This is a genomic window from Alsobacter ponti, from assembly GCF_024294805.1.
Classification (GTDB): domain Bacteria; phylum Pseudomonadota; class Alphaproteobacteria; order Rhizobiales; family Beijerinckiaceae; genus Alsobacter; species Alsobacter ponti.
Window position 1 is genome coordinate 54,700 of sequence record NZ_JANCLU010000010.1, and the last position, 26,605, is coordinate 81,304.

Consider the following 26,605-nt stretch of genomic DNA (forward strand, 5'->3'; position numbering starts at 1 on the left):
CCTCCCCCGGAACGGACCCGGGCGGACCCGTCCGCCCGGGCTGTTCTGGCCGTTGCGCGGCCCGCGGCGACGCCGTAAACCGGCGCATGTCCCTGCCTCGCCTCGGCGCGCTCGTCGCCGTCCTCACCTTCCTCGCCGATCAGGCCGTCAAGGCCTGGGTCCTGTACGTGTTCCGGCTGCAGGACCGGCCGCCGGTGCGCGTCGCGCCGCTCTTCGAGCTGGTGCTGGTGTGGAATCGCGGCATTTCCTACGGCCTGTTCCAGCAGCACGAGGACTGGGGCCGTTACGGGCTGGTGGCGGTCTCCGTCGTCGCCAGCGTCGGCCTCGCCATCTGGCTGCGGCGCGCGCGCCACTGGGCGCTCGCGGTCGCGCTCGGCCTGCTGATCGGCGGCGCGCTGGGCAACGCGCTGGACCGGGTGCTGTACGGCGCGGTGGCCGACTTCGTCCTGCTCTACTGGATTCCGGTGTTTCCCTACGTGTTCAACGTCGGGGATTCCGCCATCGTTGCGGGCGTGGCCCTCATTCTGTATGACTCCCTCGTCGTCGAGCCGAAGGCGCGGCCGTCCTCGCCGGAGGGGATGAGCAGCGCCGACCGCGAGCCGATGGCCTGACTGGCCTCAAAACGGCCCTCTTGCCGGGGGATAAGGCCCCCCAGGCATGTTTTGCACGATGGGAACGCGATTGATGGCTTCAGCTCCGTCCAGGATCGTCCCGCTGGCGCTCGCCGCCTTCGGCGTCGCGATGAGCTTTTCCGCCGCTCCGGCGAAGGCCGCCGGCGTGATGGACAGCTTCATGAACCTGCTCGGCCTCAAGCAGGAGGAAGAGCAGCAGATCGAGTATCGCGACCGCGCGCCGCTCGTCGTTCCGCCCAAGATGCAGCTTCCTCCGCCGCAGGTCTCCGCGGCCGAGCGCAGCGCCGCGTGGCCGAAGGATCCCGACGCCGAGTACCGCAAGGCCGTCGAGAACGACAAGAAGACGCCGGTGGGGCTGCGGCCCGACCGCTCCGCGCCTAACGGCCGCGTGCCGGTCGCCAACGCCACCCGCAAGACCGGGGGCGGCGGCGCCGCCGGCCCGACTGTGGTCGACAACTACACCCCGAACCGGCCGTCCGACCGCTCGATCGTGGGTGGCGAGGGCGGCTGGGTCCACCCGGACAAGATGCAGAGCTTCAAGAACCCGCAGGCCGAGCAGACGACGACGCTGGCCGCCGGGCAGGAGCCGACCCGCAACTATCTCACCGATCCGCCGCAGGGCCTGCGCGTGCCGGCCGGCAACGCGTCGATCGCCATGCCGAAGAAGTCGCTGGCCAAGCCCGCCTTCATCCAGGAGCAGGAGGAGCGCGATCCGCTCACTCCGTACCGCAAGCAGGGCCAGCCGCAGAACGACGACTGAGCGGCGAATCGCCCTCATATCCAGATGACCGACCCGCGTGAGGCCCTGTCGAAAGACGGGGCCTTCGCCTATATGGTGGTCAGGGCCGCCGCGCCGCGTCGCGCGGGGCCGTCTCTTTTCCGGCCGAACAGGAACCGCGTCTCATGGCCTCAAAAGGCTCTCCCTCGCCCGCCCGCGACGCCGCCCCCTTGGAGGCGGACGCGCATTCCGGGCCGGCGGTGTCGGATTTCCGGCTCGCGAACGGGCTCGAGGTGGTGGTGATCCCCGATCACCGCACCCCGGTGGTCACCCACATGGTGTGGTACCGCAACGGCTCCGCCGACGATCCGATCGGCAAGTCGGGCATCGCGCATTTCCTCGAACATTTGATGTTCAAGGGCACCGAGAAGCACCCGCAGGGCGAATTCTCGAACGTCGTGGCCGAGCTGGGCGGGCAGGAAAACGCCTTCACCTCGGTCGACTACACGGCCTACTACCAGCGCGTCGCCAAGGAGCACCTGGAGACGGTGATGGGCTTCGAGGCCGACCGCATGCAGGGGCTCGTGCTCTCGGACGAGGTGGTCGGGCCGGAGCGCGACGTGGTGATCGAGGAGCGCCGGATGCGCACCGACACCGACCCTGGCTCGCAGCTCGGCGAGGCCGTGGCCGCGACGCTGTTCACGCACCACCCCTACGGCAAGCCGATCATCGGCTGGATGCACGAGATCGAGGGCCTGAACCGCGAGGACGCGCTCGCCTACTATCGCCGCTTCTACACGCCGGCCAACGCCATCCTGGTCGTCGCCGGCGACGTCACGCCCGACGAGGTGCGCGCGCTGGCCGAGAAGACCTACGGGCAGGTCGCGGCCGCCGCGGAGCCGCCCCGGCGCAACCGTCCGCAGGAGCCGGACCCGCGCGCGGCCCGCCGCGTCAGCCTGGCCGACCCCAAGGTCGAGCAGCCGTCGCTGCAGCGCGCCTGGCTGGCGCCGTCCTACACGACGGGCGCGCCGGGCGAGGCCGAGGCGCTCGAAGTGCTCGTACAGGTGCTCGGCGCGCAATCCACGGGCCGCCTGCATCGCCGGCTCGTCATGGAGAAGCGCGTCGCAGTCGCGGCCGGCGGCTGGTACCAGGGCACCGCCGTCGACCGCACGCGGCTGATGCTCTACGCCGTGCCCCGCCCGGGCGTGACGCTCGAGGATCTCGAAAAGGACCTCGAGGCGGTGATCGCCGAGCTCGTCGAGAAGGGCGTGGAGCCGAGCGAACTCGCGCGCGCCAAGACGCGGCTGATCGCCGACACGGTCTACGCGCAGGACAGCCAGGCCACGCTGGCGCGCATCTACGGCTCGACGCTCGCGACCGGCGGCGCCGTCGCAGACGTCGCGCGCTGGCCGCGCGACATCGAGGCGGTGACGGCGCAGGACGTGCAGAACGCCGCGGCCCGCTGGCTCGACCGTCGCCATTGCGTGACGGGCTATCTGCTCAAGGACGAGGACGGGGCGCGGGCCGCCTGAGCGGCCCGCCCCGCGACACCGCCAAACGAAAGACGATCCTATGAACGCTCCCACCCGGCCCCAGGCCCATGCCTCGCGCATCCAGCGCGTCGTGACGCCCGGCGGCGTCGAAGCCTGGCTGGTCGAGGACTACACCGTGCCGCTGGTGGCGCTGGAGTTCTCGATCCGCGGCGGCTCGTCGCAGGATCCCGAAGGAAAGCCGGGCACGGCCTATTTCCTCTCCGCCGTCCTCGACGAGGGCGCGGGGCCTTACAGCGCCGACGCCTTCCACGAGCGTCTCGACGAGTTCGCCATCGAGATGCGCTTCAACGCCGACCGCGACGGCCTTTCCGGCCATATGCGCACGCTGGTGAAGCACCGCGCCGAGGCGTTCGACATGCTGCGCCTCGCCCTGCGCGAGCCGCGCTTCGACGCGGAGGCGCTCGAACGGGTGCGCGCGCAGATCGAAGCGGGCATCCGCCACGAGATGAACGACCCGGATTCGATGGTCGGGCGGGCCTTCTTCGAGGTCGCCTACCCCGGCCATCCCTACGGACGCCCGGGCCACGGCACGCTGGAGAGCCTGCCGACCATCGGTCGCGACGATCTTGACGCCATGCGGCGGCGGCTGATCGCGCGCGACACGCTGAAGATCGGCGTGGTCGGCGCCATCGACGCCGCCGCGCTGGCGGCCGAGCTGGACAGCGTCTTCGCCGGACTGCCGGCCAAGGCCGAGCTGACGCCGGTCCCGAACGTCGCGCCGCTCGGCGCGGGCACGCGCAAGGTCGTCGACCTCGCCATCCCGCAGTCCTCGGTCCGCTACGGCGCGGCCGGGATCAGCCGGCGCGACCCGGACTGGATTCCCGCCATCGTGGTCAACCACGTGCTCGGTGGCGGCGTCTTCTCCTCGCGCCTGTTCCGCGAGGTGCGCGAGAAGCGGGGCCTCGCCTATTCGGTGTGGTCGCAGCTCGCGCCGTTCGACCACTCCGCCCTGCATTTCGGCGGCACCTCGACCAAGAACGAGCGCGTCGCCGAGTCGATGGCCATCATCGAGGAGCAGATCCGCTCGCTGGCCGAGGACGGCCCCACCGAGGAGGAGCTGGACAAGGCGCGCAAGTACCTGATCGGCTCCTACGCTCTCAACTTCGATACCTCGACCAAGATCGCCAGCCAGCTCGTCAGAATCCAGGTCGACGACCTGGGAATCGACTATATGGATCGGAGGAACGGCCTCGTGGCCGCCGTCACGCTGGAGGACGCCAGGCGCGCCGCGCGGCGGGTCTACGGCGACGGCAAGGTGCTGGTGGCCGTGGTGGGACGGCCCGCCGGGCTGTAGACCGGCGTACAGAGGGGGCGGAATGGCGGTTCGCAGGCTCGACCCTGTCCTGGTGGACCGCATCGCCGCCGGCGAGGTCGTCGAGCGGCCGGCCTCCGCCGTCAAGGAGCTTGTCGAGAACGCCCTGGACGCGGGCGCGCAGCGCATCGAGATCGTGCTCGAGGGCGGCGGGCGGCGGCTGATCCGGGTCGTCGACGACGGCGCCGGGATGAGCCCGGACGACCTCGGCCTCGCGGTGGAGCGCCACGCCACGTCCAAGCTGCCCGACGGCGACCTGTTCAACATCGCCACGCTCGGCTTTCGCGGCGAGGCGCTGCCCTCGATCGGCGCGGTGGCCCGGCTCTCCATTGCCACGCGCGGCGAGGGCGCTCCGCACGGCTCCGCCATCCTCGTCGACGCTGGGCTGAAGCATCCCGTGAAGCCCTGCGCGCTCGACCGGGGCACCCGCGTCGAGGTGGCCGACCTGTTCTTCGCCACCCCGGCGCGGCTGAAATTCCTGCGTTCGGACCGCGCCGAGGCGCAGGCCGTGGCGGATGTGGTGAAGCGTCTGGCCATGGCGCACCCGCAGGTGCGCTTCGCGCTCGCAGGCGAAGGCGCGCCGTCGCTCGACTACCCGACGCCGCCCGGCGAGGGCGGCCCGCGCCTCGCGGCCCGGCTCGGCCAGGTGCTCGGGCGCGACTTCGTGGCCAATTGCATCGCCATCGACGCCGAGCGCGAGGAGGTCGGCATCGCGGGCTTCGCCGGCCTGCCGACCTTCCACCAGGCGACCGCGGGGTCGGTGCATCTCTTCGTCAACGGCCGGCCGGTGCGCGACAAGCTGCTGATCGGCGCGGTGAAGGCGGCCTATGCCGACGTCGTGCCGCATGGGCGACACCCTGCGGTGGCGCTGTTCGTTTCCTGCCCGGGGCGGGCGGTCGACGTCAACGTGCATCCGGGCAAGAGCGAGGTCCGCTTCCGCGAGCCCGGACTGGTGCGGGGGCTGGTGGTCGGCGCGCTCAAGCAGGCGCTGGCCGAGGCCGGGCATCGCGCCTCCAACACGGTGTCGGCGCGCACGCTGGACGCGCTGCGGCCGGGCGGTTCGGGGCGCTCCTTCCCGGCCTTCCAGGCGGCGCGGCCGCTGGCGTGGGACTGGCGCGCCTCGCCGAACGCGCCGGACTCGCCGCCCGGCCCGGGACTGGCCGAGATCGCCCAATCGGCCTTCGCGGCGCTGGCCGCCCCCTCCGCCGACGCCCGGGCCGACGCCGCGCCGGAACCCGACTCCGTCGCCGCCCCGCTCGGGGCCGCGCGGGCGCAACTCCATGAAACCTATATCGTTTCCCAGACGCGCGACGGCATCGTCATCGTCGACCAGCACGCCGCGCACGAGCGGCTCGTCTACGAGCGGCTGAAACGCGAGCGGGCGGCTTCGGGGGTGGCGCGGCAGATCCTGCTGATCCCGGTGGTGGTGGACCTCGACCCCGTCGAGGCCGACCGGCTGGTCGACAGGGCCGGGCTGCTGGCCGGGCTGGGGCTCGTCGTCGAGCCGTTCGGGCCGGGGGCGGTGGCGGTCTCCGAGGTGCCGGCGGCGCTGGCGGGCGGAGACGTCGCCGGGCTGGTGCGCGACCTGGCGGAGAGCTTCGCCGAGTGGGGCGGGGCGCTGTCGCTGGAAGACCGGCTGGACCATGTGCTGGCGACTTTCGCCTGCCACCATAGCGTGCGGGCGGGGCGGCGGCTCAAGCCGGAGGAGATGAACGCCCTGCTGCGCGAGATGGAGGCGACGCCGTTCTCCGGCCAGTGCAATCACGGCCGACCGACCTATGTTGAATTGAAACTCGCGGACATCGAGCGGCTTTTCGGTCGAAAATAGCGCCTTCATTGCGCCTCGATCGAAACTTCGGATGCGGCCAAGCCCGAAAAGCGAAACTTCGGCTCAGTTCCGGTCGAACTCCGCGAAGACGACCCTGGTGTCGCCCTGCGCGCGGCTCTCGATCTCGCGGAAGCCGTCGGGCAGCGTCAGCTCCGCGTCCGCCGCCTCCTCCACCACCACCAGCGCGCCGGGCGCCAGCCACCCGCCCTCGCGCGCCGAGGCGAGCGCCGCCGGGGCGAGGTCCTTGCCGTAGGGCGGGTCGCAAAAGACCAGCGAGAAGGGCTGGCTGGGATGGACCGGGCCGAGCCTCGTGGCGTCGCGGCGAAACACCTTGGTGATGCCGGCGACGCCGAGCGCGTCGATGTTGGCGCGCAGCAGCGCCCGGCCCTCGGCGGAGTCGTCGACGAACTGGGCGAAGGCCGCCCCGCGCGACAGCGCCTCCAGGCCCAGCGCGCCCGTGCCGGCGAAGAGGTCGAGCACGCGGGCGTCGCGGGCCGGGTCCCCGTAGGCATGGGCGAGGACGTTGAAGATCGTCTCGCGCAGCCGGTCGGAGGTCGGACGCACGGCCTGGCTTGTCGGGCCGGTCAGCGCCCGGCCCTTGAATCGCCCCCCGACGATCCGCATCGGCCGTCCTCAGCGCGCCCGGGGCGGGCGCGGACGCGCGCCGCCGCCGCCGCCGGGACGCGGCCCGCCGGGCCCGCGCGGCTTGCCGCCGGCCCCCTGCGGCCGGCTGCCCGGCTTGCCGTTGCGCGACGGACGGTCACCGCCCGGCCTGTCGCCGCCTTGTCGCTCACCGCCGGGGCGGTCGCCACGCGGCTTGAAGCCGCCGGGGCGATCTCCGAAGGAGCGGCCGCCGGCCGGCCGCTCGCCCCTGGGGCGCTCGCCTCTTGGGCGCTCGCTTCCTGGGCGCTCACCGCCGGGTCGCTCGCCGCGCGGCCTGGACGGGCGATCGTCGGGCCGCTCGGCGCGGGCGCGCGGGGCGGCGTCTTCGGTCCACAGATTGCGGCGGGGCGCGGCGGTTGTCTCGGCCGGCGCATCGGCGCGCGGCCGGGCGGGACGGCGCGCCGGCTCGCGGATCTCCGAGGCCGGGTCGCGCGGCACGCGCTCCACCTGCACGGCGCGGCCCCTTCGGTCGGTGACGTCGGGCCCGCGCTTGCGCGGCTTGTCGGCCCCCTCGGCGCGGGCCAGCTTCGGGTCGGCGCCGCGGCGGGGAATCTTGCCCTTGGGCGCCATCGCCTCGGTGTCCTCGGCGCGCCACACGCTGCGCAGCGGTTCGGTCGGGTGCCGGCGCGGCGGACGCGGCCGCTCCTCGGCGTGCTCGCGGCCGGCGTCGCGGCCGCGCTCGGGCCGCTCGCGGAAGCCCTCGCGCGGGGCGCGCGCCGGGCGCTCGCGCCGCTCGTCTCCGCGATCCCGGCCGCGGTCCTCGTGACGGCTCTCGCGACGCTCCTCGCGGGGCGCGGCTTGGCGGGGCGCGGCTTGGCGCGGGGCGGGCGGGCGAGTGCGGACGGCGGGGCGGTCCTCCTCGTCCTCGTCATAGACGAAGACCGGCGCCTCGAAGTCCACCTGCGCCTGCTCGGCCAGCTCGTCGCCGAGCTGGTCGGCGAGCACGCGCGTGCGCACCTCCTCGACCTCGCCTTCCGGCAGGTTGCCGAGCTGGAAGGGGCCGTAGGAGACGCGGATCAGCCGGTTCACCTGCAGCCCGAGGTGTTCGAGGATGCGCTTCACCTCGCGGTTCTTGCCCTCGCGCAGGCCGATGGTGAGCCAGACATTGTCGCCCTTCTCGCGCTCCAGCGCGGCGTCGACCGGGCCGTAGTGCATGCCGTCGATGGTCACGCCCGCGGCCAGCGCGTCGAGCCGGTCCTGGGAGATGCCGCCGAAGGCGCGCACGCGGTAGCGCCGCAGCCAGCCGGTTTCCGGCAGCTCCAGCACGCGCGACAGCCCGCCATCGTTGGTCAGCAGCAGCAGGCCCTCGGTGTTGATGTCGAGCCGGCCGACGGCGACGACGCGCGGCAGGCCGCGCGGCAGGCGCTCGAACACGGTGGTCCGGCCCTCGGGGTCGCGCGCCGTCGTCACCAGCCCGCGCGGCTTGTGGAACAGGAAGAGCCGCGTGCGCTCGCGCGAGGGCAGCTTCTGGCCGTCGACGGTGATGGCGTCGCTCGGCGTCACGTCGAGCGCCGGGCTGGAGATGGCCTGCCCGTTGACGGTGACGCGTCCCGCCTCGATCCAGGCCTCGGCGTCGCGGCGCGAGCACAGGCCGGCGCGCGCCATCACCTTGGCGATGCGCTCGGCGACCTCGCCGCGCGGCTTGGGCGCGTTGACGCGCGAGCCGCGCGCCGCGTCCTCGCGGCGGGCGCGGACCGGCGACGCCTCGCCACGAGCCGGGCGCTCGTCGCGACGGGCGCGGAACGGGCGTTCGCCGCCCTGCGCGGGACGGTCGGCGCGTCGTGCGCGGAAGGGACGTTCGCCGCCCTGCGCGGGACGGTCGTCGCGGCGTGCGCGGAAGGGACGTTCGCCGCCCTGCGCGGGGCGGTCGTCGCGGCGGGCGCGGAACGGGCGTTCGCCACCCTGGGCGGGACGGTCGTCGCGTCGGCCGCGTGGGGCGTCGCCCTGCGCGGGGCGGTCGTCACGACGCGCACGGAACGGGCGCTCGCCGCCCTGGGCCGGACGGTCGTCGGGCCGGGCGCGCCGGGCGTCTCCCTCGGCGGAACGCGCGCGGAACGGGCGCTCGCCGCCCTCGCGCTCGGCGCGTCCGCCGAAGCCTCCGCGTCCGCCCGCCGGGCGGTCACCACGGGGGCCGCCGGGGCGGAAGCCCTCGCGCGGCGCGCGGCCTTCGCCGGCCGGCCGGTTGTCGCGGTTTGGCCTCTCGCGCGGCGGTCCCGCATCACGGGGCCGGTCCTCACGTGGCCGGTCCTGGCGCGGCCTGTCATCGCGTGGCGCGCGGGCTTCGCGCGGCCTGTCGCCGCGCGGGGCGCGCTCGTCCGGGCCGCGCCGGAACGGCTTGTCGCCTCGCGCGCCGGGGCCGCCCGAGGTCGGTCGCGCGCCGCGCGATGCGGGAGGCCGGCCCTTGGAGCCGCCGCCGCCTTTTTTCGTCTTGTCGCTCATGTCCGGCTGATAGCAGAGTGCGGGCCGCGTTGCGAGCAGGACCACGATGAATCCATGACAAAGCCGCCCTCCGACACACGCGACACCGCCGCCGGGCCGATGGCGCTGGCGCTGGAGCAGGCGCGCGCGGCGGCGGGGCGCGGCGAGGTGCCGGTGGGCGCGGTGGTCGTGGCGGACGGCGAGGTGCTGGCCGCCGCCGGCAACCGCACGCTGGAGCTGCGCGACCCCACCGCCCACGCCGAGATGCTGGCGCTGCGCGAGGCGGCGGCGCGCGTCGGCTCCGAGCGGCTGATCGGCTGCGATCTCTACGTGACGCTGGAGCCCTGCCCGATGTGCGCCGCCGCGATCTCCTTCGCGCGCATCCGGCGGCTCTATTTCGGAGCGGGGGACGTCAAGGGCGGCGCGGTGGAGCACGGCGTGCGGCTCTACGCCTCGCCCACCTGCCATCACGCGCCGGAGGTCTATTCCGGCATCGGCGAGACGGCGTCGGCGGCGCTGCTCAGGAGCTTCTTCGCCGCGCGTCGGTAAGGCCGCGCTCGGCCGCTCCGATGGCGGCGTCGAGCTGCCGCTTCAGCGCCTCGCGCACCGGCTCGGCCGCCTGCAAAATCGCCTTGGCCTTGAAGAAGTCGAGCCCCCGGAAGCCGTCGACGGCGGGGCGCACCAGCACGTCCGGGGCGCGCGCCTTCAGCTTCTCGGCGACGATGGCGCCTTGCATGATGAGCGACGCGCCGAACAGCGTCTCCATCGGCTCGGGCGGGAATTTCGGCGTCTCGACCGTGCCGCCCGCCACGTCGACGGCGACGATCACCTCGTTGCCGCCGTCCAGATGGTCGAAGGGCAGCGGGTTGGTCGCGCCGCCGTCGATATAGACGCGGCCGTTGGCGACCACCGGCCGCACCAGCCCCGGCACGGCCATCGAGGCGGCGACGCCGGTCACCAGCGGCCCGCTGTCGAACAGCGCGTCGCAGCGCGCGTAATAGTCCGTCGCGACGCAGGAGAAGCGGATGGACAACTCCTCGAACAGGTCGGGCACGGCCTCCGGCCAGAACAGGTCGAGGAACTTCTCGGCGTCGACCAGCACCGGGTTGCCGAAGCCGCGCTGGAACAGGTCGGTGAGCTTGCCGACGCGCGCCTGCAGCAGCAGGGCCATCACCCGGCCGCGGTCGCGCAGCCGCTCCAGCGCGTATTTGCGCAAATCCTTGCCCGACACGCCGCTGGCGTAGGCCGCGCCGACGATGGCCCCCATGGAGGTGCCGATGATGCGGGTCGGCCGCACGCCCAGCTCGTCCAGCGTCTCCAGCACGACGAGATGCGCCAGCCCGCGCGCCCCGCCGCCGCCCAGCGCGAGCGCGACGGCGTGGTCCGGCGGTTCGGCCCTGTGGAGACGGTGCGGCATGCCTCCACCATAGCCCCGCCCCGCCCGCCGGCCAACGCGGGGGCGGCGGAACGTCCGGCCGGTGCCGCTTGCAGGGCTTCGGGGCCGGGGCTGTCCTCGGCCTCCCACACCCTCTAGACTGGCGCGCCCGATTTCCCCCGATCCGCGCCGGACACCATGACAGAGCACGCCGACGGATTTCTGCTTCCCATTCTCGTCTTCTGCGCCGCGGCGGTGATCGCCGTGCCGCTGTTCAACCGCGCCGGCCTCGGCGCGGTGGTGGGCTATCTGGCGGCCGGGGTCGCCATCGGCCCCTCCGGCTTCCGGCTGGTCACCGACGCCGGCAGCGTGCGCGCCGTGGCGGAGCTCGGCGTCGTGCTGCTGCTGTTCGTGATCGGGCTCGAGCTGAAGCCGAGCCGTTTGCTGGCGATGCGGCGCGACATCTTCGGCCTCGGGGCGCTGCAATTCGCGGCGACGGCGCTCGCGGTGGGCCTGGCGGCGTGGGGGCTCGGCGTCTCGGGACGCGGCGCGGCGGTCATCGGCGTCGCCTTCGCCATGTCGGCGACCGCCATCGCGCTGCAGATCCTAGACGAGCGCGGCACGCTGCAGACCACGCACGGCCAGCGCACCTTCGCCGTGCTGCTGTTCCAGGACATGGCCATCGTGCCGATCCTGGCGCTCGTGCCGCTGCTGGCCCCCGCCGGCGGCGCGCCGGAGGGCGACTGGCGCGACGCGCTGGCGGCGACCGGGCTGGCGGTGGGCGCGCTGGCGGCCATCGTGCTGGCCGGGCGCTATCTGCTGAACCCGATGTTCCGGCTGCTCGCTTTGTTCGGCGCGCGCGAGGTGATGACGGCGGCGGCGCTGCTGGTCGTGCTCGGCGCGGCGGTGGCGATGCAGTGGGTCGGGATGTCGATGGCGCTCGGCGCGTTCCTGGCCGGGCTGCTGCTCTCCGAATCGAACTTCCGGCACCAGCTCGAAGCCGACATCGAGCCGTTCCGGGGCCTTCTGCTCGGCCTGTTCTTCATGAGCGTCGGCATGGGCATGGATGGGCGGCTGATCGCCTCGCAGGCGGTCTTCCTGCTCGCCGCGGCGGCGGCGCTGATCGCCGGCAAGATCGCGCTCGCCTACGGGCTGGAGCGGTGGCTCGGCTCGCGCCCCGCCGACGCGCTGCGCAGCGCCGCGCTGCTCGCCCCCGCCGGCGAGTTCTCCTTCGTGCTGCTGCCGCTTGCGGCCGGGCTCGGCATCCTCGCCGCCGCCCACGAGGCGACGGCGCTGGCGCTGGCGGCGATGACCATGGCTCTCGGCCCGCTGGCGGCGCGCGGCATCGAAATGGCGATCCGCCGCGCCGAGGAGCGGCGTCCGCCGCCGGAGTTCGACCCCGACAGCTTCGCCGACGCCTCTGGCTGCGTGCTGGTGATCGGCTTCGGCCGCTTCGGCCAGCTCTGCACGCAGATGCTGCTGGCGGAGGGAGTCGACGTCATCGTCATCGACCGCGACGTGACGCGCATCCAGGCGGCGGCGCGCTTCGGCTTCAAGATCTATTACGGCGACGGCACGCGACTCGACGTGCTGCGCGCCGCCGGGGCCGGCACGGCGCGCGTCGTGGCGATCTGCGTCGACGACCGCGCGGCGGCTTTGTCCATCGCCGAGCTGGTGCGCGGCTCGTTCCCGCTCGCCCGCATCCACGCGCGCGCCTATGACCGCATCCACGCGGTCGACCTGCTCAACGCCGGCGTCGACTACCAGCTGCGCGAGACCGTGCTCTCCGCGCTCGAATTCGGCCGCGAGGCTCTGGTCGGGCTCGGCGTCGCCCCCGAGCGGGCCGACGAGGTGCTGGAGGAAGTGCGCGAGCGCGACCGCCAGCGGCTCGCCGACCAGCAGGCGAGCGGCGCGGTGCTGCCGCAGAGCGTCAAGATCGGCCCGCGCCTGACGCCCGAGCCGCTGACGCCGCCCCGCTCCGCCCCGCAGCCGCTCTCCCCCGAGACGCGCGACGTGGTGGCCGAGCAGGCGGGCAGGGCGGCGGCGGGCAGGGCGGCGGCAGGCAAGGCGGCCGAATGAACCGGCCCTCGCCGCCGCCGGCGCGCCCGCGCGCCGTCTTCACCACCGGCTCGCCGATGCGCCACGTCGTGGTGATGGCGGCGACTGGAATGGTCGGGCTCGTCGCCATCTTCGTCGTCGACCTGCTGTCGCTGCTCTACATCTCCTGGCTCGGCGACGTGAACGTGACGGCGGGCGTCGGCTACGCCACCACCGCCCTGTTCTTCTCCACCTCCACCAATATCGGCATGATGATCGCCGTGTCGGCGACGGTGTCGCGGGCGCTCGGCGCGTCGGAGCCGGAGAAGGCGCGCCGGCTCGCCGCCTCGGGCTGCCTGCTCGCCACCCTGCTCGGCGCGGCGGTGGGCGCGGCGCTGATGGCGGGGCTCGGCCCGCTCCTGACCGCGCTCGGCGCGCGGGGCGAGGCGCACGACGTCGCCCACCGCTTCCTGATGATCTGCATGCCCTCCAACGCACTGATGGCGCTCGGCATGTCGCTCGGCGGAGTGCTGCGCGCGGTGGGCGACGCCCGCCGCGGCATGCTGGTGACGCTGGCCGGCGCGCTCTCGACCGCCGTCATCGACCCGCTGCTGATCTTCGGCGTCGGGCTCGGCCCGGACGGCGCGGCATGGGCGATCGTGATATCGCGCGTCGTGTTCTGCGTCGTCGGCTGGCGCGGCGCGACGCGCGTCCACCACATGCTGGCGCGCCCGACGGCGCGCGAGGCGCTGGCCGACGCGGGGCCCATCGGCCACGTCGCGGTGCCGGCCATCCTCACCAACGTCGCGACGCCGGTCGCCTTCGGCTTCATGATGGCGGTGATGTCGCGCTTCGGCGACCAGGCGGTGGCGGCGGCGGCGATCACCGCGCGCCTCGCCCCGGTGGCGTTCGGCGCGGTTTTCGCGCTGTCGGGCGCGATCGGGCCGATCCTCGGCCAGAACCTCGGCGCGCGGCTGATGGACCGCGTGCGCCAGACGCTGACGAGCGGGCTCATCTTCACCCTGGCCTGCGTGCTGACGGCGTGGCTCGTGCTGGCGCTGGCGCGCGACTTCATCGTGCTCGCCTTCGCGGCGAGCGGCGAGACGGCCGAGCTGGTGCGCTTCTACTGCCTCGTGGTGGCGGGCGCGTGGATCGCGCATGGCTCGCTCTACGTCGCCAACGCGGCGTTCAACAATCTCGGCGCGCCGCTGCTGGCGACGGGCTTCAACTGGGGCAAGGCGACGCTGGGCACCATCCCCTTCGCGCTGGCCGGCGCGTGGTTCGGCGGGGCGAAGGGCGCGATGCTGGGCGAGGCCGCCGGCGGGGCGCTGTTCGGCGTCGCGGCGATATTCACCGCCTACGGCCTCGTCGCCCGGCTGCGGCGGCGGGCGGAAGAGCACGAGACGGCGCTGCGACGCGGCGCGTGACGCGCGGCGGCCGGCTCGCCTAAGGTGGCGGGGCGCACGGGGGCGCGGAGGATGCCATGGTCAACCTGTTCGAGCTGATGCAGCGGGCCCAGGGCGGCGACGCGGTGCAGGCGATGGCGCGCCAGTTCGGCCTGTCGCCGCCGCAGGCCGAGAGCGCCGTCGACGCTTTGCTGCCGGCCTTCGCCATCGCCCTGCAGCGGGCGCTGCAGGATCCCGCCGCCGCCATGCGGCTGATGGCGACGCTGGCGCAGGCGCAGCAGCAGGCGCTGCTGGCGACCGCGGCGCAGGCCCTGTCGCCCGAGCGCAAGGAGGCGACGCCCGGGATCGACGCCATGGCGGCGTTCTTCGGCTCCGGCGAGCTCGCCCGCGCCATCGCCGCGCAGGCGGCGGCGGCTTCCGGCCTCGCGCCGCAGACGATGCAGCAGTTGATGCCGGCGATGGCGGGAATGCTGGCGGCCGGGCTCGCGCGCTCCATGGCGGAGGGCGGCTTCGCGGCGATGTTCGCGCCGATGATGGCGGGCTTCGGGGCCGGCGCGCCGCAGGCGGGGCTGGCCGGCGGCCTCGCCGCCTATCAGGAGATGATGACGCGCATGATGCAGGCGGCGATGGCGCCCGCCGAGCCCAGGCCCGAGCCCAGGCCGGAGCCTGCGGCAGCCCCATTCGATCCCGCCGCCTTCGCCGCCATGATGGGCCGGATGTTCGGCGCGCCGCAGCCCGAGGCGGCGGCCGAGCCGGAGCCCGAGCCCCCGCCGCCGCCGCCCACCTCGTCGGACCTCGGCTACGAGGCGCTGTCGCGCATGGTCGAGACCGGCCGCGCGGCGCAGGAGGAGCAGGTGAAGGCCATGCAGGGCCTGTTCAACCGGATGATGGAGTCCTCCGGCAAACCCTGAGCCAGGGTTGCATCCCGCTGCCCGGGCATGCGAAGTCGTCGCCCGCCGGCGTCGCGCCCGGCCCGGAGACCGCCACGTGTCGTCATCGCCGCAGCTTCAAGACGAGGACGCGCCCCGCCTGGTCAGGCTGCGCGGGCGCGCCTTCACCGTCGCCGACGACAAGCCGACCTTCTGGGCGAAGGCCGAGGCCGGGCTGTGGGAGCCCGAGACGCTGGAGGCTCTGGAGGCGCTGGTCGGCCCGGGCGACGCCGTGCTCGACATCGGCGCGTGGGTGGGGCCGACGGCGCTGTTCTCGGCGGCGCTGGGGGCGCGCGTCGTCGCCGTGGAGGCGGACCCGCGCGCCCAGGCGCTGCTGGCCGGCAACCTCGCCGCCAACCCCGATCTGGCCGAGCGCGTCGCGGTCGTCCCGCGCGCCGCCGCCGCCGCGCCCGGCGCCGTGCGGCTCGGCGCGCCCCGCAAGCGCGGCGACAGCATGAGCAGCGTGCTGCACGCCGGCCGCGACAATGCCTGGGAGGTCGAGGCGATCGCCCCCGCCGAGCTTGTCGCCCTGCTGCCGCCGCATCGCACGCTGCTGGTGAAAATCGACATCGAGGGCGGCGAATACGACCTTCTGCCGGCGCTCGCCCCCGCCTTGCCGCCGAGCGCTGGCGCGCTGCTGGTGGCCTTCCACCCTGGAAACCTGGCCGAGGCCGGGCTCCCGCCCGAGGCGATCCGCGAGCGGACCCGGGCGGTGTTCGCGGCGCTGGCGGGCTACGCGCCGGTCCCGCTGGGCGGCGCGGCCGAGGCCCCGGAGTCCCTCGCCGAAAGGGTCTCGCACGCCGGCGACACCGTAGTCTTCCGCCGCCATCCCGCCGCCCGCGAGTAACGCCGGGGCCGCGCGGCGATGTCCGCAATAACCCTGAGCTTTACAATTGAAGGCTGCAAATTGAGGATGCGAAATGTGCGGCGAGCGGCTATCATCCGATCTCAAGTCCACAGCCTGGGGGCGGGACGGGGCTGCGTTACGCACGGCGTTCGGTCGGGCGAGGCACTCTCACTTCCGACCGCCGCGTGAGGTCGCGGGCATGGGAGTCCGTGCGTGATGGGGTTGTATAGACTGGGCTCCGCCCCGAGCGGCCGGGCCGTGCCGGCGAAGGGGCGCAGGTCGCCCCGTGTCCTGATCTACAGCCACGATACGTTCGGACTCGGCCATCTGCGCCGATCCCGCGCGATCGCCAACGCGCTGGTGCAGGCCGAGCCGGACACGTCCGTCGTCATCATTTCCGGCTCGCCGGTGATCGGCAGCTTCGATTTCGGCAACGGCGTCGACTTCGTGCGCGTGCCGGGCGTGGTGAAGCTTCCCAACGGCGACTACAACTCGCTGAACCTCAATCTCGACCTCGACGAAGCCGTCGCCATGCGCGAGGCGATCATCCGCAGCACCGCCGCGATGCTGCAGCCGGACGTCATCATCGTCGACAAGGAGCCGACGGGCTTCCGGGGCGAGATCGTACCCACGCTGGAGGCCGCCAAAGCTCGCGGCGCGCGCCTCGTGCTCGGCATCCGCGACGTCATGGACGAGCCCGCGCTGCTGGTGCCGGAGTGGGAGCGCAAGGGCGCCGTCGACGCCATGGTGCGCTACTACGACGACATCTGGATCTACGGCCTCGAGGAGCTGTACCAGCCGCTGGCGGCGATCGACCTGCCGGAGGAGGTGCGGCGGCGCATGGTCTACACCGGCTATCTGCGCCGCGAGCTGCCCGACGAGCCCAATCTGACGCGCTACCCCAAGCTCACCCGCGGCCCCTTTGTGCTGGTCACGACGGGCGGAGGCGGCGACGGCGACGACCTGCTCGAATGGGTGCTCTCCGCCTACGAGAACGACCGCACCATCCCGCTGCCGGCGCTCGTCGTGTTCGGGCCGTTCACGCCGCGCGCCAAGCGGCGCGGCTACATGGAGCGGATCGCCCGGCTCGACAATGTCGACGCCATCAACTTCGACTCCAAGATCGAGCACCTGATGAAGCGCGCCAGCGCCATCGTGGCGATGGGCGGCTACAACACGTTCTGCGAGATCCTGTCGCTCGACAAGCCGGCGCTGATCGTGCCGCGCAAGCGGCCGCGCCTCGAACAGGCGATCCGGGCGGGATGCGCGGCGCGGCTCGGCCTCGTGCAGGAGCTCGACGGCCTCGACGAGCCCGAGGACGGCCACGATCCGCTCAGTATGGCCCGCGCCATCCACGCGCTGCAGGGCCAGAAGCGCCCGTCGCAGGCCATCATCCCTGGCCTGCTCGACGGGCTGACGCGCATCCAGGCCATCACCAAGCCGTGGCTGGAAGCCGCCCGCCAGAACGACGGCGGCCGCGTCCACGTGGCGGCGGAATGACAGCCTCGGTCCGCGCCCCGGCGCGCCCGGCGGTGGCGGTGGTGGTCAAGGGCTATCCGCGCCTCTCCGAGACGTTCATCGCGCAGGAAATCCTCGCCCTGGAGCGCCACGGCGTTCCGCTCGAGATCTGGGCCCTGCGCCACCCCACCGACAAAGCGATCCACCCGATGAACCGGGCCATCGCCGCGCCGGTGCGCTATCTGCCGGAATACCTCTACCGGGAGCCGTGGCGCGTGCTGCGCGGCGCGTGGCGCGCGCTCGCCATGCCGGGCTTCGGGCGGCTGCTGCGCGTGGCGCTGCGGGATTTCGCGCGCGACCCGACGCCCAATCGCGGCCGTCGGCTGGGCCAGGCCTTCGTGCTCGCCGCCGAGCTGGACCCCGCGCTGCGCCACCTGCACGTCCACTACCTGCACACACCGTGCTCGGTCGTACGCTACGCGGCGCTGCTGACGGGCCGCCGCTTCAGCTTCTCCGCGCACGCCAAGGACATCTGGACGACCCCGGACTGGGAAAAACGCGAGAAGATCGCCGACGCCGCCTGGGGCGTCACCTGCACGCAGGCCGGCCTCGCCGAATTGCGCCGCCTCGCGCCGCGGGGTGACGAAGAGCGCGTCGCGCTCGTCTATCACGGGCTCGACCTGTCGCGTTTTCCGCCGCCGCCGGAGCGGCCGGCGCGCGACGGGAGCGACCCCGCCGATCCGGTGCGCATCCTCTCCGTCGGGCGGGCCGTGGCGAAGAAGGGCTTCGACGACCTGCTCGCCGCGCTTTCCATGCTGCCGCCGGGGCTGCACTGGCGCTTCGAGCATATCGGCTCCGGCGAGCTGCGCGACGCGCTGAAGGCGCGCGCGGCGGCGCTCGGCCTCGCCGACCGCGTGGTCTGGCGCGGCGGCCAGGCGCAGGACGCGGTGATCGCCGCGATGCGCGAGGCCGATATCTTCGTGCTGCCGTGCAAGGAGGGCGACAAGGGCGACCGCGACGGCCTGCCCAACGTCATCATGGAGGCGGCCACGCAGGGCCTCGCCATTCTCTCCACCGATTTCGCCGGCGTGCCCGAGTTCGTCCGCGACGGGCGGGAAGGGCTGCTGACGCCGCCCGGCTCGCCGGAGGCGCTGGCCGCCGCGCTCGCGCGGCTCGTCGCCGGGCCCGGCCTGCGCCGTGCGCTGGGCGAGGCCGCGTCGCGCCGGGTGCGCGACGACTTCTCCTTCGAGGCCGGGATCGCCGCCGTTCTGTCCCGGCTGCGCGCCGTGGCCGACCTGCCCGACACGGCGGACCTGCCCGCCCCGGCGGACGCTCCGCGCGTTGCCGCCGAATGACGCGCGTCGCGTTCCTCGCGCCGCTGAAGCCGCCGGACCATCCCGAACCTTCCGGCGACCGGGAGATGGCGCGCCTGCTGCTGCGCGCGCTGCATCGCGCCGGCTGCGAACCCTCGCTGGCGTCGCGGCTGCGCATGCTCGACCGCCACGGCGACGCCGGGCTCGAGGCCGCGCTGGAGCGGGAGGCGCGGACCGAGGCCGAGGCGCTGCTGAGCCGTTATGCCGGGCTGCCGCGCCCCCAACGGCCGGACCTCGTGTTCACCTATCACGTCCACTACAAGGCGCCGGACGTCATCGGGCCGGCGCTGGCGCGCGGGCTCGGCGTGCCCTACGTCGTGGCCGAGGGCTCGCGCGCGCCCAAGCGCGCGAACGGGCCGTGGGCGCGCTTCCACGCGCTCGCCGAGGCTGCGCTGGACGCAGCCGACCTCGTGCTCGTGCTCAACGAGGGCGACCGCGAGATGCTGGAGCGCGCCCGCCCCGCGCGGCAGGCGCTGGCCGAATTCCCGCCCTTCCTCGACACCGAGGCGTGGCCGATCGCGCCGCGCCGCCCGCGCGATCCCGCCGGGCCGGCGCGGCTCATCGCCGTCGCCATGATGCGGCAGGGCGACAAGCTCGCCTCCTACGCCGCGCTGGCGCAAGCGCTGGCCGGACTGCCCGAGGCGGTGGGCTGGACGCTCGACATCGTCGGCGACGGACCGGCGCGGGGCGAGGTCGAGGCGCTGTTCGCGCCCTTCGGCGCGCGCGCGCGGCTACACGGCCTGGTGTCCGACCGCGATGCGCTCGCCGCCCTCTACGCCGCCGCCGACCTCCTGGTCTGGCCGGCCGTCAACGAGGCCTACGGCATGGTGTTCCTGGAGGCCGCCTTGCAGGGCTGTCCGGCGCTGGCGGGCGCGTGCGGCGGCGTGCCGGGCGTGGTGGCGGACGGGCGCACCGGGGTGCTGACGCCGCCGGGCGACGTCGCCGCCTTCCGCGACACGCTGGCCGGACTCGTCGCCGAGCCGGCGCGGCTCGCACTGCTGTCGCGCCACGGCCCCGCCTTCGTGCAGGGGCGGCGCTCGCTGGCCGGCGCGGCGGAACGCCTGCGCGGCCTTCTCTCGACGACGCTGGAGGCCGCTTCGCCCCGCGCCCGCGCGGCGGGCCCGGCATGAGCGCGTTGCCGCCGCTCTCTGTGTTCATCGCCGTGACGCACCTTTTGGGCGTCGGGCATTTGTCGCGCATGGCGGCGCTCGGGCGCGCGCTCGCCGCCGCCGGCCATCGCGTCACGCTGGCGAGCGGCGGCCGGCCGTCGCCGACGCTGCGCGCCCCCGGCGTCGAAATCGTGCAGCTGCCGCCCGTCCACTGCGTCGGGACGGACTTCGCGACCCTGCTCGACGCCGACGGCGCGGTGGCGGACGCGGCCTATCGCGCCCGCCGCGTCGACGCGCTGCTCGCCGCCTTCGCGACGGCGCGGCCGGACGTGCTGGTGACCGAGCTGTTTCCGTTCGGCCGGCGGCAGCTCGCCGACGAGTTCGAGGCTCTGCTGGCGGCGGCGCGCGCCCGGCCGGACCGGCCGGCGGTGCTCGCCTCCGTGCGCGACATCCTCAACCCGCCTTCCAAGCCGTCGCGCGCCGACGAGGCGCTGGCGCGCCTCGGCGCGGCCTATGACCGCGTGCTGGTGCATGGCGACGCGCGGCTCGCGCCGCTCTCCGCCTCCTGGCCGGTCGCGCCGGAGCTGGCCCGCCGGCTCGCCTATACCGGCTACGTCGCCGAGGCCGACATGCCGCGGCGAGACGACGGGCCCGGCGCGGGAGAGATCGTGGTGTCGGGCGGCGGCAGCGCCGCCAGCCTGCCGCTCTACGACGCGGCGCTCGGCGCGGCGGCCCTGCTGGGCCCGGAGAGGCGCTGGCGCGTGCTGGTGGGCCACGGCGTGCACCAGGCGGCCTTCGACGCGCTGGCGGCGCGCGCCCCGGCGCACGTGACGGTGGAGCGCGCCCGGCCGGATTTCCGCGCCGTGCTGGCGCGCTGCGCGGTCTCGGTGAGCCAGGCCGGCTACAACACCATGGTCGAGCTGATGCAGGCCGGCGCGCGCGCCGTCGTCGCGCCGTTCGAGGCCGGCAAGGAGCAGGAGCAGGCGCTGCGCGCCGCGTGCTTCGAAAAGGCCGGGCTGGTGAGCGTGGTGCGCGAGGCGGATCTCGACGCGGTCTCGCTGGCCGGCGCGGTGCGGGCGCGGCTGGCGGGCGAGCCGCCGCGCGGCAGCGACATCGACGTCGGCGGGCTGGCGCGCTCGGTGGCGCTGATCGAACAGGAGGCGGCCGCGCGGCGGCGCGAGGCGGCGGCGTGGGCGCGGCTCGACGCCGCGCTGGCTTCGCTGGCGGCCTCCGGGCGGCGCTGGACGGTGTGGTGGCGCGACGACGACGCGGTGGAGCCGACGCCGGAGCTCGACCGGCTGCTGGCTCTGGCGCGCGCCCACGGCGTTGCGCTGGCGCTCGCCGTCATCCCGGCGCGGGCGACGCCGGCGCTGGCGGCGCGGCTCGCCGCCGAACCGCGCGTGCGGGTGATGCCGCATGGCTGGGCGCACGCCAACCTGGCCGGGGAGGGCGAAAAGAAGCGCGAGCTGACGGCCGCCGATCCGGAGCTGCCCGGCCGCCTCGCGGCGGGGCTGGCGCGGCTCGCGGACCTGTTCGGCCCGGCGCTGACGCCGGCGCTTGCGCCGCCGTGGAACCGCATCGACGCGGCGCTGACGCCGCGCCTCGCCGGGCTGGGCTTTACCGGCCTGTCGACCTTCAAGCCGCGCAAGGCGCGCCTCGCCGCGCCCGGCCTCGTGCAGGTCAATACGCACTGGGACCCGATCGCCTGGAAGCAGGGCGGCGGGCTGCGCGAGCCCGCCGAGCTGGTCGACGAGCTGGCGGCGCATGCCGAGAGAATCGCCGCCGGGACGGGCGGCGACGAGCCGTTCGGCCTGCTGACGCATCATCTCGCGCACGACGCCTGGACGTGGCGCTTCCTCGAAGCCGTGCTGGCGCGGCTGGCGCGCAGCCCGGCCGTGGCGTTCGCCGACCCCGGCGCGCTCTTCGCGCAAGACGGCGACCCAAGAGGCGCCCCTTGCGCCACGAAACAGCGTTAACGAAGAGTGACCAGGGCGGTTTCACAACCGCCAGTAAAATGCCAAGTTGAAGGCCAACCATCGACAGGCCGGCCCGGTTTTGTTGATATGATGGAAAAGAAGGACGCCGGAAGGGGAACGGCCTTGCAAGAGCCGCTGGTCAGCATTCGCGATCTGGCCGTCGAATTCGACGGCGACGCCGGCCTCGTCCACGCCGTGCGCGGCGTGTCGTTCGACGTCCACGCCGGGCGCACGCTGGCGGTGGTGGGCGAATCCGGCTCCGGCAAGTCCGTCACCGCCAACGCCATGCTGCGCCTGCTGCCCCGGCGCGGGCGCATCGGGCGCGGCTCCATCGTGTTCCGCGATCCGTCGGGCGGCGCGCCGGTCGACATCGCCACGCTCGACGCCGACGGCGACGGCATCCGCCAGCTGCGCGGCGGGCGCATCGCCATGATCTTCCAGGAGCCGATGACCTCGCTGTCGCCGCTGCACACGGTGGGCGACCAGGTGACGGAGGCGCTTGTCATCCACCGCAAGGTAGACCGCGCCGTCGCCGACAAGGAGGCGATGGCGGTGTTCGAGCGCGTCGGCTTCCGCGACCCGAAGCGGATGCTGACGACCTATCCCTTCGAGCTGTCGGGCGGCATGCGCCAGCGCGCCATGATCGCCATGGCGCTAATCTGCAAGCCGGCCCTGCTGATCGCCGACGAGCCGACCACGGCGCTCGACGTGACGACGCAGGCGCAGATCCTGGCGCTCATCAAGGAGCTGCAGCGCGAGACCGGGATGGGCGTGCTGCTGATCACCCACGACCTCGGCGTCGTCGCCAACATGGCCGACGAGATCGTGGTGATGTATCGCGGCGAGGTGATGGAGCGCGGCATGCGGGAGGAGATCTTCCGCCGCCCGCAGCACCCCTATCTCAAGGCGCTGATGCGCGCCGTGCCGCGCTTCGACATGCGGCCCGACGAGCGCCTGACGCCGATCCGCGAGATCAAGGTCGACGCCGCCGCGCTGGAGCACGGGGCCGCCAAGCCGCTGCCGGCGGGCCGCACCGTGCTCGAGGTGTCGGGCGTCACCAAGACGTTCACGCTGCGCGCCGGCGCGTTCTTCGGCAAGACGGAGCGCATCTCGGCTTTGTCCAACGTCAGCCTGTCGATCCCGTCCGGCACGACGGTGGGCCTCGTCGGCGAGTCGGGCTCCGGCAAGACGACGCTGTCGAAGATCATCATGCGCGCCATGGGCCCCGACACGGGCACCGTGCGCTTCGACGACGGCGCGGGGCTGCGCGACGTGTTCGCGCTGCGCGGGGCCGAGCTGAAGGCCTACCGGCGCGCCGTGCAGTTCGTGTTCCAGGACCCGTTCTCCAGCCTCGACCCGCGCATGACGGTGTACGACATCCTGGCCGAGCCCCTGCGCGTCCACGGCATCGGCGATTCCGACGCGCAGTTCGAGCGGGTGAAGGACCTGCTCGGCCTCGTCGGGCTCGACCAGCGCTCGATGCGGCGCTACCCGCATTCCTTCTCCGGCGGCCAGCGCCAGCGCATCGGCCTCGCCCGCGCCATGGCGCTCAACCCGTCGGTTATCCTGTGCGACGAGCCGACCTCGGCGCTCGACGTCTCGGTGCAGGCGCAGATCCTCAACCTGCTGAAGGACCTGCAGGCGGCGCTGGGGCTGTCCTATCTGTTCGTGTCGCACAACCTCGCGGTGGTCGACTACATGGCGAGCGAGATCGCGGTGATGTGCCGCGGCGTCATCGTCGAGCAGGCGCCGCGCGCCACTCTGTTCCGCGACCCGCGCCATCCCTACACGCAGGCGCTGCTCGCCGCCGTGCCGAGCCCCGACCTCGACCACCCGCTGCATTTCGAGCGCGTGGTGGAGGGCGGCTTCTCCAACCCCGCCGAATGGGCCCCGCCGTTCACGCTGATCCCGGGCGAGACCTGCCCGGCCATGGTGGAGGTGGCGCCGCGTCATTTCGTCTGCATGGCCGCGGAAGCGCCCGCGCCGCTCATGAGGGCCGCGTCATGACCGATCGCACCGTTCGCCTGACCCGTCGCTCGTTCCACCGCCTCGCCGCCGGCGCGCTCGCCGCCGCGGCCGCCCCCGCCGGCGCGCTGGCCCAAGGCTTCCGCTTCCAGGAGGCCCCGGCGCTCGCCGAACTGGTGAAGCAGGGCAAGCTGCCGCCGGTCGAGGAGCGGCTGCCGAAGTCGCCGCTGATCGCCGACTTCGACCGCTCCAAGCGCCAGGTCGGCCGCTATGGCGGCGAGGCGCGCACGCTCGCCGCCCGCGCCCGTGACCTGCGCTACATTTCGGTCAGCGAGTACACCCGCCTCGTCGGCTACAACGCCGAGCTGGAGTTCGAGGCCGACCTCGCCCAGTCCTACGAGAACGACAACAACCGCGTCTTCACCTTCACGCTGCGCGAAGGCCACAAGTGGTCGGACGGACGGCCCTTCACGACCGAGGACTTCCGCTACTACTGGGAGGAGATCGCGCTCAACAAGGAGCTGAGCCCCACCGGCCCGCCCGAGACTTTCCTGGTCGAGGGCAAGCTGCCGAAGATCGAGATCCTCGACGAGCAGCGCATCCGCTATTCGTGGGACAAGCCGAACCCGCGCTTCCTGCCGGCGCTGGCGCAGCCGCGCCCGCTGACCCTGTTCTCGCCTCACCAGTACCTGCGCCAGTTCCACCGCCGCCACCGCGACAAGGGCGAGCTGGAGCAGATGGTCGCCAAGGCCAAGGTGAAGTCCTGGGCGGCGCTGCACAACCGCATGGACGACGCCTACGAGAACGCCAACCCGGACATGCCGACGCTGAACGCCTGGCGGATCGTCACCGCGCCGCCGGCGACGCGCTTCGTGTTCGAGCGCAACCCGTATTTCCACCGCGTCGACCCGCAGGGCCAGCAGCTGCCCTACGTGGACCGCATCGTCGTCGACATCGCCGCCGCCGGCCTGTTCGCGGCCAAGGCGAACGCCGGCGAGGTCGACCTGCTGGCGCGCGGCCTGTCGATGAACGACGTGCCGGTGCTGAAGGAGGGCGAGGGCTCGAAGAAGTACAGGACGCTGCTGTGGCGCTACGGGCGCGGCTCGGCTTACGCCTTCTACCCCAACCTCAACGCCAACGATCCGGTGTGGCGCGCGCTGAACCGCGACGTGCGCTATCGCCGGGCGCTCTCCGCCGCCATCGACCGGCGCATCCTCAACAACGCGCTGCTGTTCGGCCTCGGATCCGAGGGCAACAACACCGTGCTGCCGGAGAGCCCGCTCTACACCGACGCCTACCGCACCACCAACGCCACGTTCGACCCGGCGCTGGCCGACCGGCTGCTCGACGAGATCGGCCTCAAGGAGCGCGACTCGGTGGGCATCCGCAAGCTGCCGGACGGCCGCATCATGGAGATCATCGTCGAGGTGGACGGCGAGTCGGCGGACATCATCGACGCGCTGCAGCTCGTCACCGAGATGTGGCGCGACGTCGGCATCAAGCTGTTCGTCAAGCCGCAGGAGCGCACCATCCTGCGCCAGCGCTCCTACTCCGGCGTGACGGTGATGGTGGCGGCCGGCGGGCTCGACAACGCCATGCCGACGCCGCACATGCCGCCGACCGAGCTGGCCCCGGTGCGCCAGGACAACTACTCCTGGCCGAAATGGGGGCAGTGGGCCGAGACCTCCGGCAAGAACGGCGAGGAGCCCGACATCGACGCCGCCCGCGCGCTGCTGAAGCTCTACAAGGGCTGGATGCAGAGCTCCGATCCGGAGGAGATGCACCGCATCTGGAGCGAGATGCTGACGATCCACGCCGAGCAGCAATTCTCCATCGGCACCGTCGGCGGCGAATTGCAGCCGGTCGTCATCAACACGCGCACCCGCAACATGCCGGAGAAAGCGATCTTCTCCTACGATCCCACCGCCTTGATGGGAATCTACCGCATCGAGGAACTCTGGATGGAGCCCGCGTCGTCATGATCGTCTATCTGCTGCGGCGCTTCGTGACGATGGCGATGACCCTGCTGCTGATCTCGGCGCTGGTGTTCCTCGTCATCAAGCTGCCGCCCGGCGACTACCTGTCGAACCAGATCGACGAGTTGCGCGCGCAGGGCGACGCGGCCGCCGCCGCCAAGGCGGAGTTCCTGCGCCACCAGTACGGGCTCGATCTGCCGGTCTGGCGGCAATATCTCGCCTGGATCGGCGTCATGCCCGGGCCGAGCGGCTTCAGCGGCCTGCTCCAGGGCGACTGGGGCTGGTCGTTCGAGTTCCAGAAGCCCGTCAACGAGGTGGTCGGCACGTCGCTCGGCCTCACCGTGCTGGTCAATATCGCGGTGGTGGTGTTCATCCACCTCATCGCCATTCCGATCGCCATCTACTCGGCGACGCGGCAATACTCGGTCGGCGACTACGCGGCGACGCTGGTCGGCTATATCGGCCTGGCCACGCCGAACTTCCTGCTGGCGTTGATCCTGCTGTTTTACCTCAACCGCTGGTTCGGCATCTCGATCGGCGGCATGATGGACCCGCGCTTCGCCAACGAGGGCATGTCCTGGGCCAAGGCGCAGTCGATCGCCTCGCACCTCATCGCGCCGGTGGTCGTCATCGGCCTGTCCGGCACGGCGGCGATGATCCGGCGCATGCGCGCCAACCTCCTCGACGAGTTGCAGAAGCAGTACACGGTGACGGCCCGCGCCAAGGGGCTGAAGCCGCTGCCGGCGCTGCTGAAATATCCGTTCCGCATGGCCCTCAACCCGTTCGTGGCCGACATCGGCAACCTGCTGCCGCACCTCGTCTCGGGGTCGGTGCTGGTGTCGCTGGTGCTCAGCCTGCCGACGGTCGGCCCGGTGCTGCTGCAGGCGCTCAAGCAGCAGGACCAGTACCTCGCCGGTTTCATTCTCATGTTCGTGGCGGTGCTCACCGTGGTCGGGATGCTGATCTCCGACCTGCTGCTGGCGACGCTCGATCCGCGCATCCGCTTCGGCAAGCGGGGTTGAGGTGACGC

At 73.2% G+C, this 26,605-nt stretch carries 20 protein-coding genes; 17 read left to right on the forward strand and 3 right to left on the reverse strand.

Going from position 1 to position 26,605, the window contains the following annotated elements:
- Positions 1-86: 86 nt before the first annotated feature.
- The 5 genes from lspA (at position 87) to mutL (ending at position 6,043) form a co-directional block, all read left to right on the forward strand.
- The gene (gene lspA, locus NK718_RS11740) at positions 87-611 is read left to right on the forward strand and encodes a signal peptidase II (protein ID WP_254742203.1); all 525 of its coding nucleotides are present in this window, start codon (positions 87-89) and stop codon (positions 609-611) included.
- Between the two features lie 73 nt (positions 612-684).
- Entirely contained in the window at positions 685-1,392 is a 708-nt protein-coding gene (locus tag NK718_RS11745; RefSeq protein WP_254742206.1) for a hypothetical protein, read from the forward strand.
- Between the two features lie 143 nt (positions 1,393-1,535).
- Complete coding sequence (locus NK718_RS11750; protein ID WP_254742209.1) at positions 1,536-2,882, forward strand: M16 family metallopeptidase; 1,347 nt, start codon at positions 1,536-1,538, stop codon at positions 2,880-2,882.
- 40 nt (positions 2,883-2,922) lie between these two features.
- Positions 2,923-4,197: a M16 family metallopeptidase gene (locus NK718_RS11755; protein WP_254742212.1), complete on the forward strand. Its 1,275-nt coding sequence runs from the start codon at positions 2,923-2,925 to the stop codon at positions 4,195-4,197.
- Positions 4,198-4,219: 22 nt separating this feature from the next.
- Positions 4,220-6,043, forward strand: a complete 1,824-nt coding sequence (mutL, locus tag NK718_RS11760; RefSeq protein WP_254742215.1) for a DNA mismatch repair endonuclease MutL — start codon at positions 4,220-4,222, stop codon at positions 6,041-6,043.
- Between the two features lie 63 nt (positions 6,044-6,106).
- Here the strand turns inward: mutL and rsmD are convergent, their stop codons facing one another.
- Together rsmD and NK718_RS11770 are read right to left on the reverse strand one after the other, a co-directional pair.
- Entirely contained in the window at positions 6,107-6,667 is a 561-nt protein-coding gene (gene rsmD, locus NK718_RS11765) for a 16S rRNA (guanine(966)-N(2))-methyltransferase RsmD (protein ID WP_254742218.1), read from the reverse strand.
- Positions 6,668-6,676: 9 nt separating this feature from the next.
- Positions 6,677-9,190 (reverse strand): pseudouridine synthase, encoded by a 2,514-nt coding sequence (locus tag NK718_RS11770; RefSeq protein WP_254742221.1) that lies wholly within the window; start codon positions 9,188-9,190, stop codon positions 6,677-6,679.
- Between the two features lie 54 nt (positions 9,191-9,244).
- On the opposite strand from NK718_RS11770, the gene NK718_RS11775 reads away from it, so the two are divergent.
- Positions 9,245-9,673, forward strand: coding sequence for a nucleoside deaminase (locus NK718_RS11775; protein ID WP_371877274.1), 429 nt, complete (start codon positions 9,245-9,247; stop codon positions 9,671-9,673).
- On the opposite strand, the gene NK718_RS11780 is transcribed toward NK718_RS11775, so the two are convergent.
- Positions 9,645-10,541, reverse strand: a complete 897-nt coding sequence (locus NK718_RS11780; protein ID WP_254742227.1) for a patatin-like phospholipase family protein — start codon at positions 10,539-10,541, stop codon at positions 9,645-9,647. The genes NK718_RS11775 and NK718_RS11780 overlap by 29 nt on opposite strands.
- A gap of 156 nt (positions 10,542-10,697) precedes the next feature.
- Here NK718_RS11780 and NK718_RS11785 point away from each other — a divergent pair, with 156 nt between their 5' ends.
- From NK718_RS11785 to NK718_RS11835, 11 genes are all read left to right on the forward strand, one after another.
- Positions 10,698-12,578, forward strand: coding sequence for a monovalent cation:proton antiporter-2 (CPA2) family protein (locus NK718_RS11785; protein WP_254742230.1), 1,881 nt, complete (start codon positions 10,698-10,700; stop codon positions 12,576-12,578).
- A complete protein-coding gene (locus NK718_RS11790; RefSeq protein WP_254742233.1) occupies positions 12,575-13,963 on the forward strand; it encodes an MATE family efflux transporter in 1,389 nt (462 codons plus the stop codon). Before NK718_RS11785 ends, NK718_RS11790 begins: the two co-directional genes overlap by 4 nt.
- Before the next feature lie 56 nt (positions 13,964-14,019).
- A complete protein-coding gene (locus NK718_RS11795) occupies positions 14,020-14,853 on the forward strand; it encodes a DUF937 domain-containing protein (RefSeq protein WP_254742237.1) in 834 nt (277 codons plus the stop codon).
- Between the two features lie 76 nt (positions 14,854-14,929).
- Positions 14,930-15,718 (forward strand): FkbM family methyltransferase, encoded by a 789-nt coding sequence (locus tag NK718_RS11800; RefSeq protein ID WP_254742240.1) that lies wholly within the window; start codon positions 14,930-14,932, stop codon positions 15,716-15,718.
- A gap of 216 nt (positions 15,719-15,934) precedes the next feature.
- Complete coding sequence (locus NK718_RS11805) at positions 15,935-17,218, forward strand: glycosyltransferase family protein (RefSeq protein ID WP_254742243.1); 1,284 nt, start codon at positions 15,935-15,937, stop codon at positions 17,216-17,218.
- Entirely contained in the window at positions 17,215-18,531 is a 1,317-nt protein-coding gene (locus tag NK718_RS11810) for a glycosyltransferase family 4 protein (protein ID WP_254742246.1), read from the forward strand. Before NK718_RS11805 ends, NK718_RS11810 begins: the two co-directional genes overlap by 4 nt.
- The gene (locus NK718_RS11815) at positions 18,528-19,679 is read left to right on the forward strand and encodes a glycosyltransferase family 4 protein (RefSeq protein WP_254742249.1); all 1,152 of its coding nucleotides are present in this window, start codon (positions 18,528-18,530) and stop codon (positions 19,677-19,679) included. The genes NK718_RS11810 and NK718_RS11815 overlap by 4 nt, the downstream gene beginning before the upstream one ends.
- The gene (locus tag NK718_RS11820; protein WP_254742252.1) at positions 19,676-21,634 is read left to right on the forward strand and encodes a glycosyltransferase; all 1,959 of its coding nucleotides are present in this window, start codon (positions 19,676-19,678) and stop codon (positions 21,632-21,634) included. The genes NK718_RS11815 and NK718_RS11820 overlap by 4 nt, the downstream gene beginning before the upstream one ends.
- A gap of 123 nt (positions 21,635-21,757) precedes the next feature.
- On the forward strand, positions 21,758-23,641 hold the full coding sequence (locus NK718_RS11825) for an ABC transporter ATP-binding protein (protein ID WP_254742255.1): 1,884 nt from the start codon (positions 21,758-21,760) through the stop codon (positions 23,639-23,641).
- Entirely contained in the window at positions 23,638-25,581 is a 1,944-nt protein-coding gene (locus tag NK718_RS11830; RefSeq protein WP_254742258.1) for an ABC transporter substrate-binding protein, read from the forward strand. Before NK718_RS11825 ends, NK718_RS11830 begins: the two co-directional genes overlap by 4 nt.
- The gene (locus NK718_RS11835; RefSeq protein WP_254742261.1) at positions 25,578-26,597 is read left to right on the forward strand and encodes an ABC transporter permease; all 1,020 of its coding nucleotides are present in this window, start codon (positions 25,578-25,580) and stop codon (positions 26,595-26,597) included. Before NK718_RS11830 ends, NK718_RS11835 begins: the two co-directional genes overlap by 4 nt.
- Positions 26,598-26,605: the final 8 nt, after the last annotated feature.

Excerpts from the sequence above, each read along its gene's own strand:
- NK718_RS11785 (WP_254742230.1), top strand. The coding sequence starts at position 10,698 with ATGACAGAGCACGCCGACGGATTTCTGCTTCCCATTCTCGTCTTCTGC.
- NK718_RS11750 (WP_254742209.1), top strand. The coding sequence starts at position 1,536 with ATGGCCTCAAAAGGCTCTCCCTCGCCCGCCCGCGACGCCGCCCCCTTG.
- lspA (WP_254742203.1), top strand. The coding sequence starts at position 87 with ATGTCCCTGCCTCGCCTCGGCGCGCTCGTCGCCGTCCTCACCTTCCTC.
- NK718_RS11835 (WP_254742261.1), top strand. The coding sequence starts at position 25,578 with ATGATCGTCTATCTGCTGCGGCGCTTCGTGACGATGGCGATGACCCTG.
- NK718_RS11815 (WP_254742249.1), top strand. The coding sequence starts at position 18,528 with ATGACGCGCGTCGCGTTCCTCGCGCCGCTGAAGCCGCCGGACCATCCC.
- NK718_RS11775 (WP_371877274.1), top strand. The coding sequence starts at position 9,245 with ATGGCGCTGGCGCTGGAGCAGGCGCGCGCGGCGGCGGGGCGCGGCGAG.
- NK718_RS11795 (WP_254742237.1), top strand. The coding sequence starts at position 14,020 with ATGGTCAACCTGTTCGAGCTGATGCAGCGGGCCCAGGGCGGCGACGCG.
- NK718_RS11805 (WP_254742243.1), top strand. The coding sequence starts at position 15,935 with ATGGGGTTGTATAGACTGGGCTCCGCCCCGAGCGGCCGGGCCGTGCCG.
- NK718_RS11745 (WP_254742206.1), top strand. The coding sequence starts at position 685 with ATGGCTTCAGCTCCGTCCAGGATCGTCCCGCTGGCGCTCGCCGCCTTC.
- NK718_RS11830 (WP_254742258.1), top strand. The coding sequence starts at position 23,638 with ATGACCGATCGCACCGTTCGCCTGACCCGTCGCTCGTTCCACCGCCTC.
- NK718_RS11820 (WP_254742252.1), top strand. The coding sequence starts at position 19,676 with ATGAGCGCGTTGCCGCCGCTCTCTGTGTTCATCGCCGTGACGCACCTT.
- NK718_RS11780 (WP_254742227.1), bottom strand. The coding sequence starts at position 10,541 with ATGCCGCACCGTCTCCACAGGGCCGAACCGCCGGACCACGCCGTCGCG.
- mutL (WP_254742215.1), top strand. The coding sequence starts at position 4,220 with ATGGCGGTTCGCAGGCTCGACCCTGTCCTGGTGGACCGCATCGCCGCC.
- NK718_RS11790 (WP_254742233.1), top strand. The coding sequence starts at position 12,575 with ATGAACCGGCCCTCGCCGCCGCCGGCGCGCCCGCGCGCCGTCTTCACC.
- NK718_RS11755 (WP_254742212.1), top strand. The coding sequence starts at position 2,923 with ATGAACGCTCCCACCCGGCCCCAGGCCCATGCCTCGCGCATCCAGCGC.
- rsmD (WP_254742218.1), bottom strand. The coding sequence starts at position 6,667 with ATGCGGATCGTCGGGGGGCGATTCAAGGGCCGGGCGCTGACCGGCCCG.
- NK718_RS11810 (WP_254742246.1), top strand. The coding sequence starts at position 17,215 with ATGACAGCCTCGGTCCGCGCCCCGGCGCGCCCGGCGGTGGCGGTGGTG.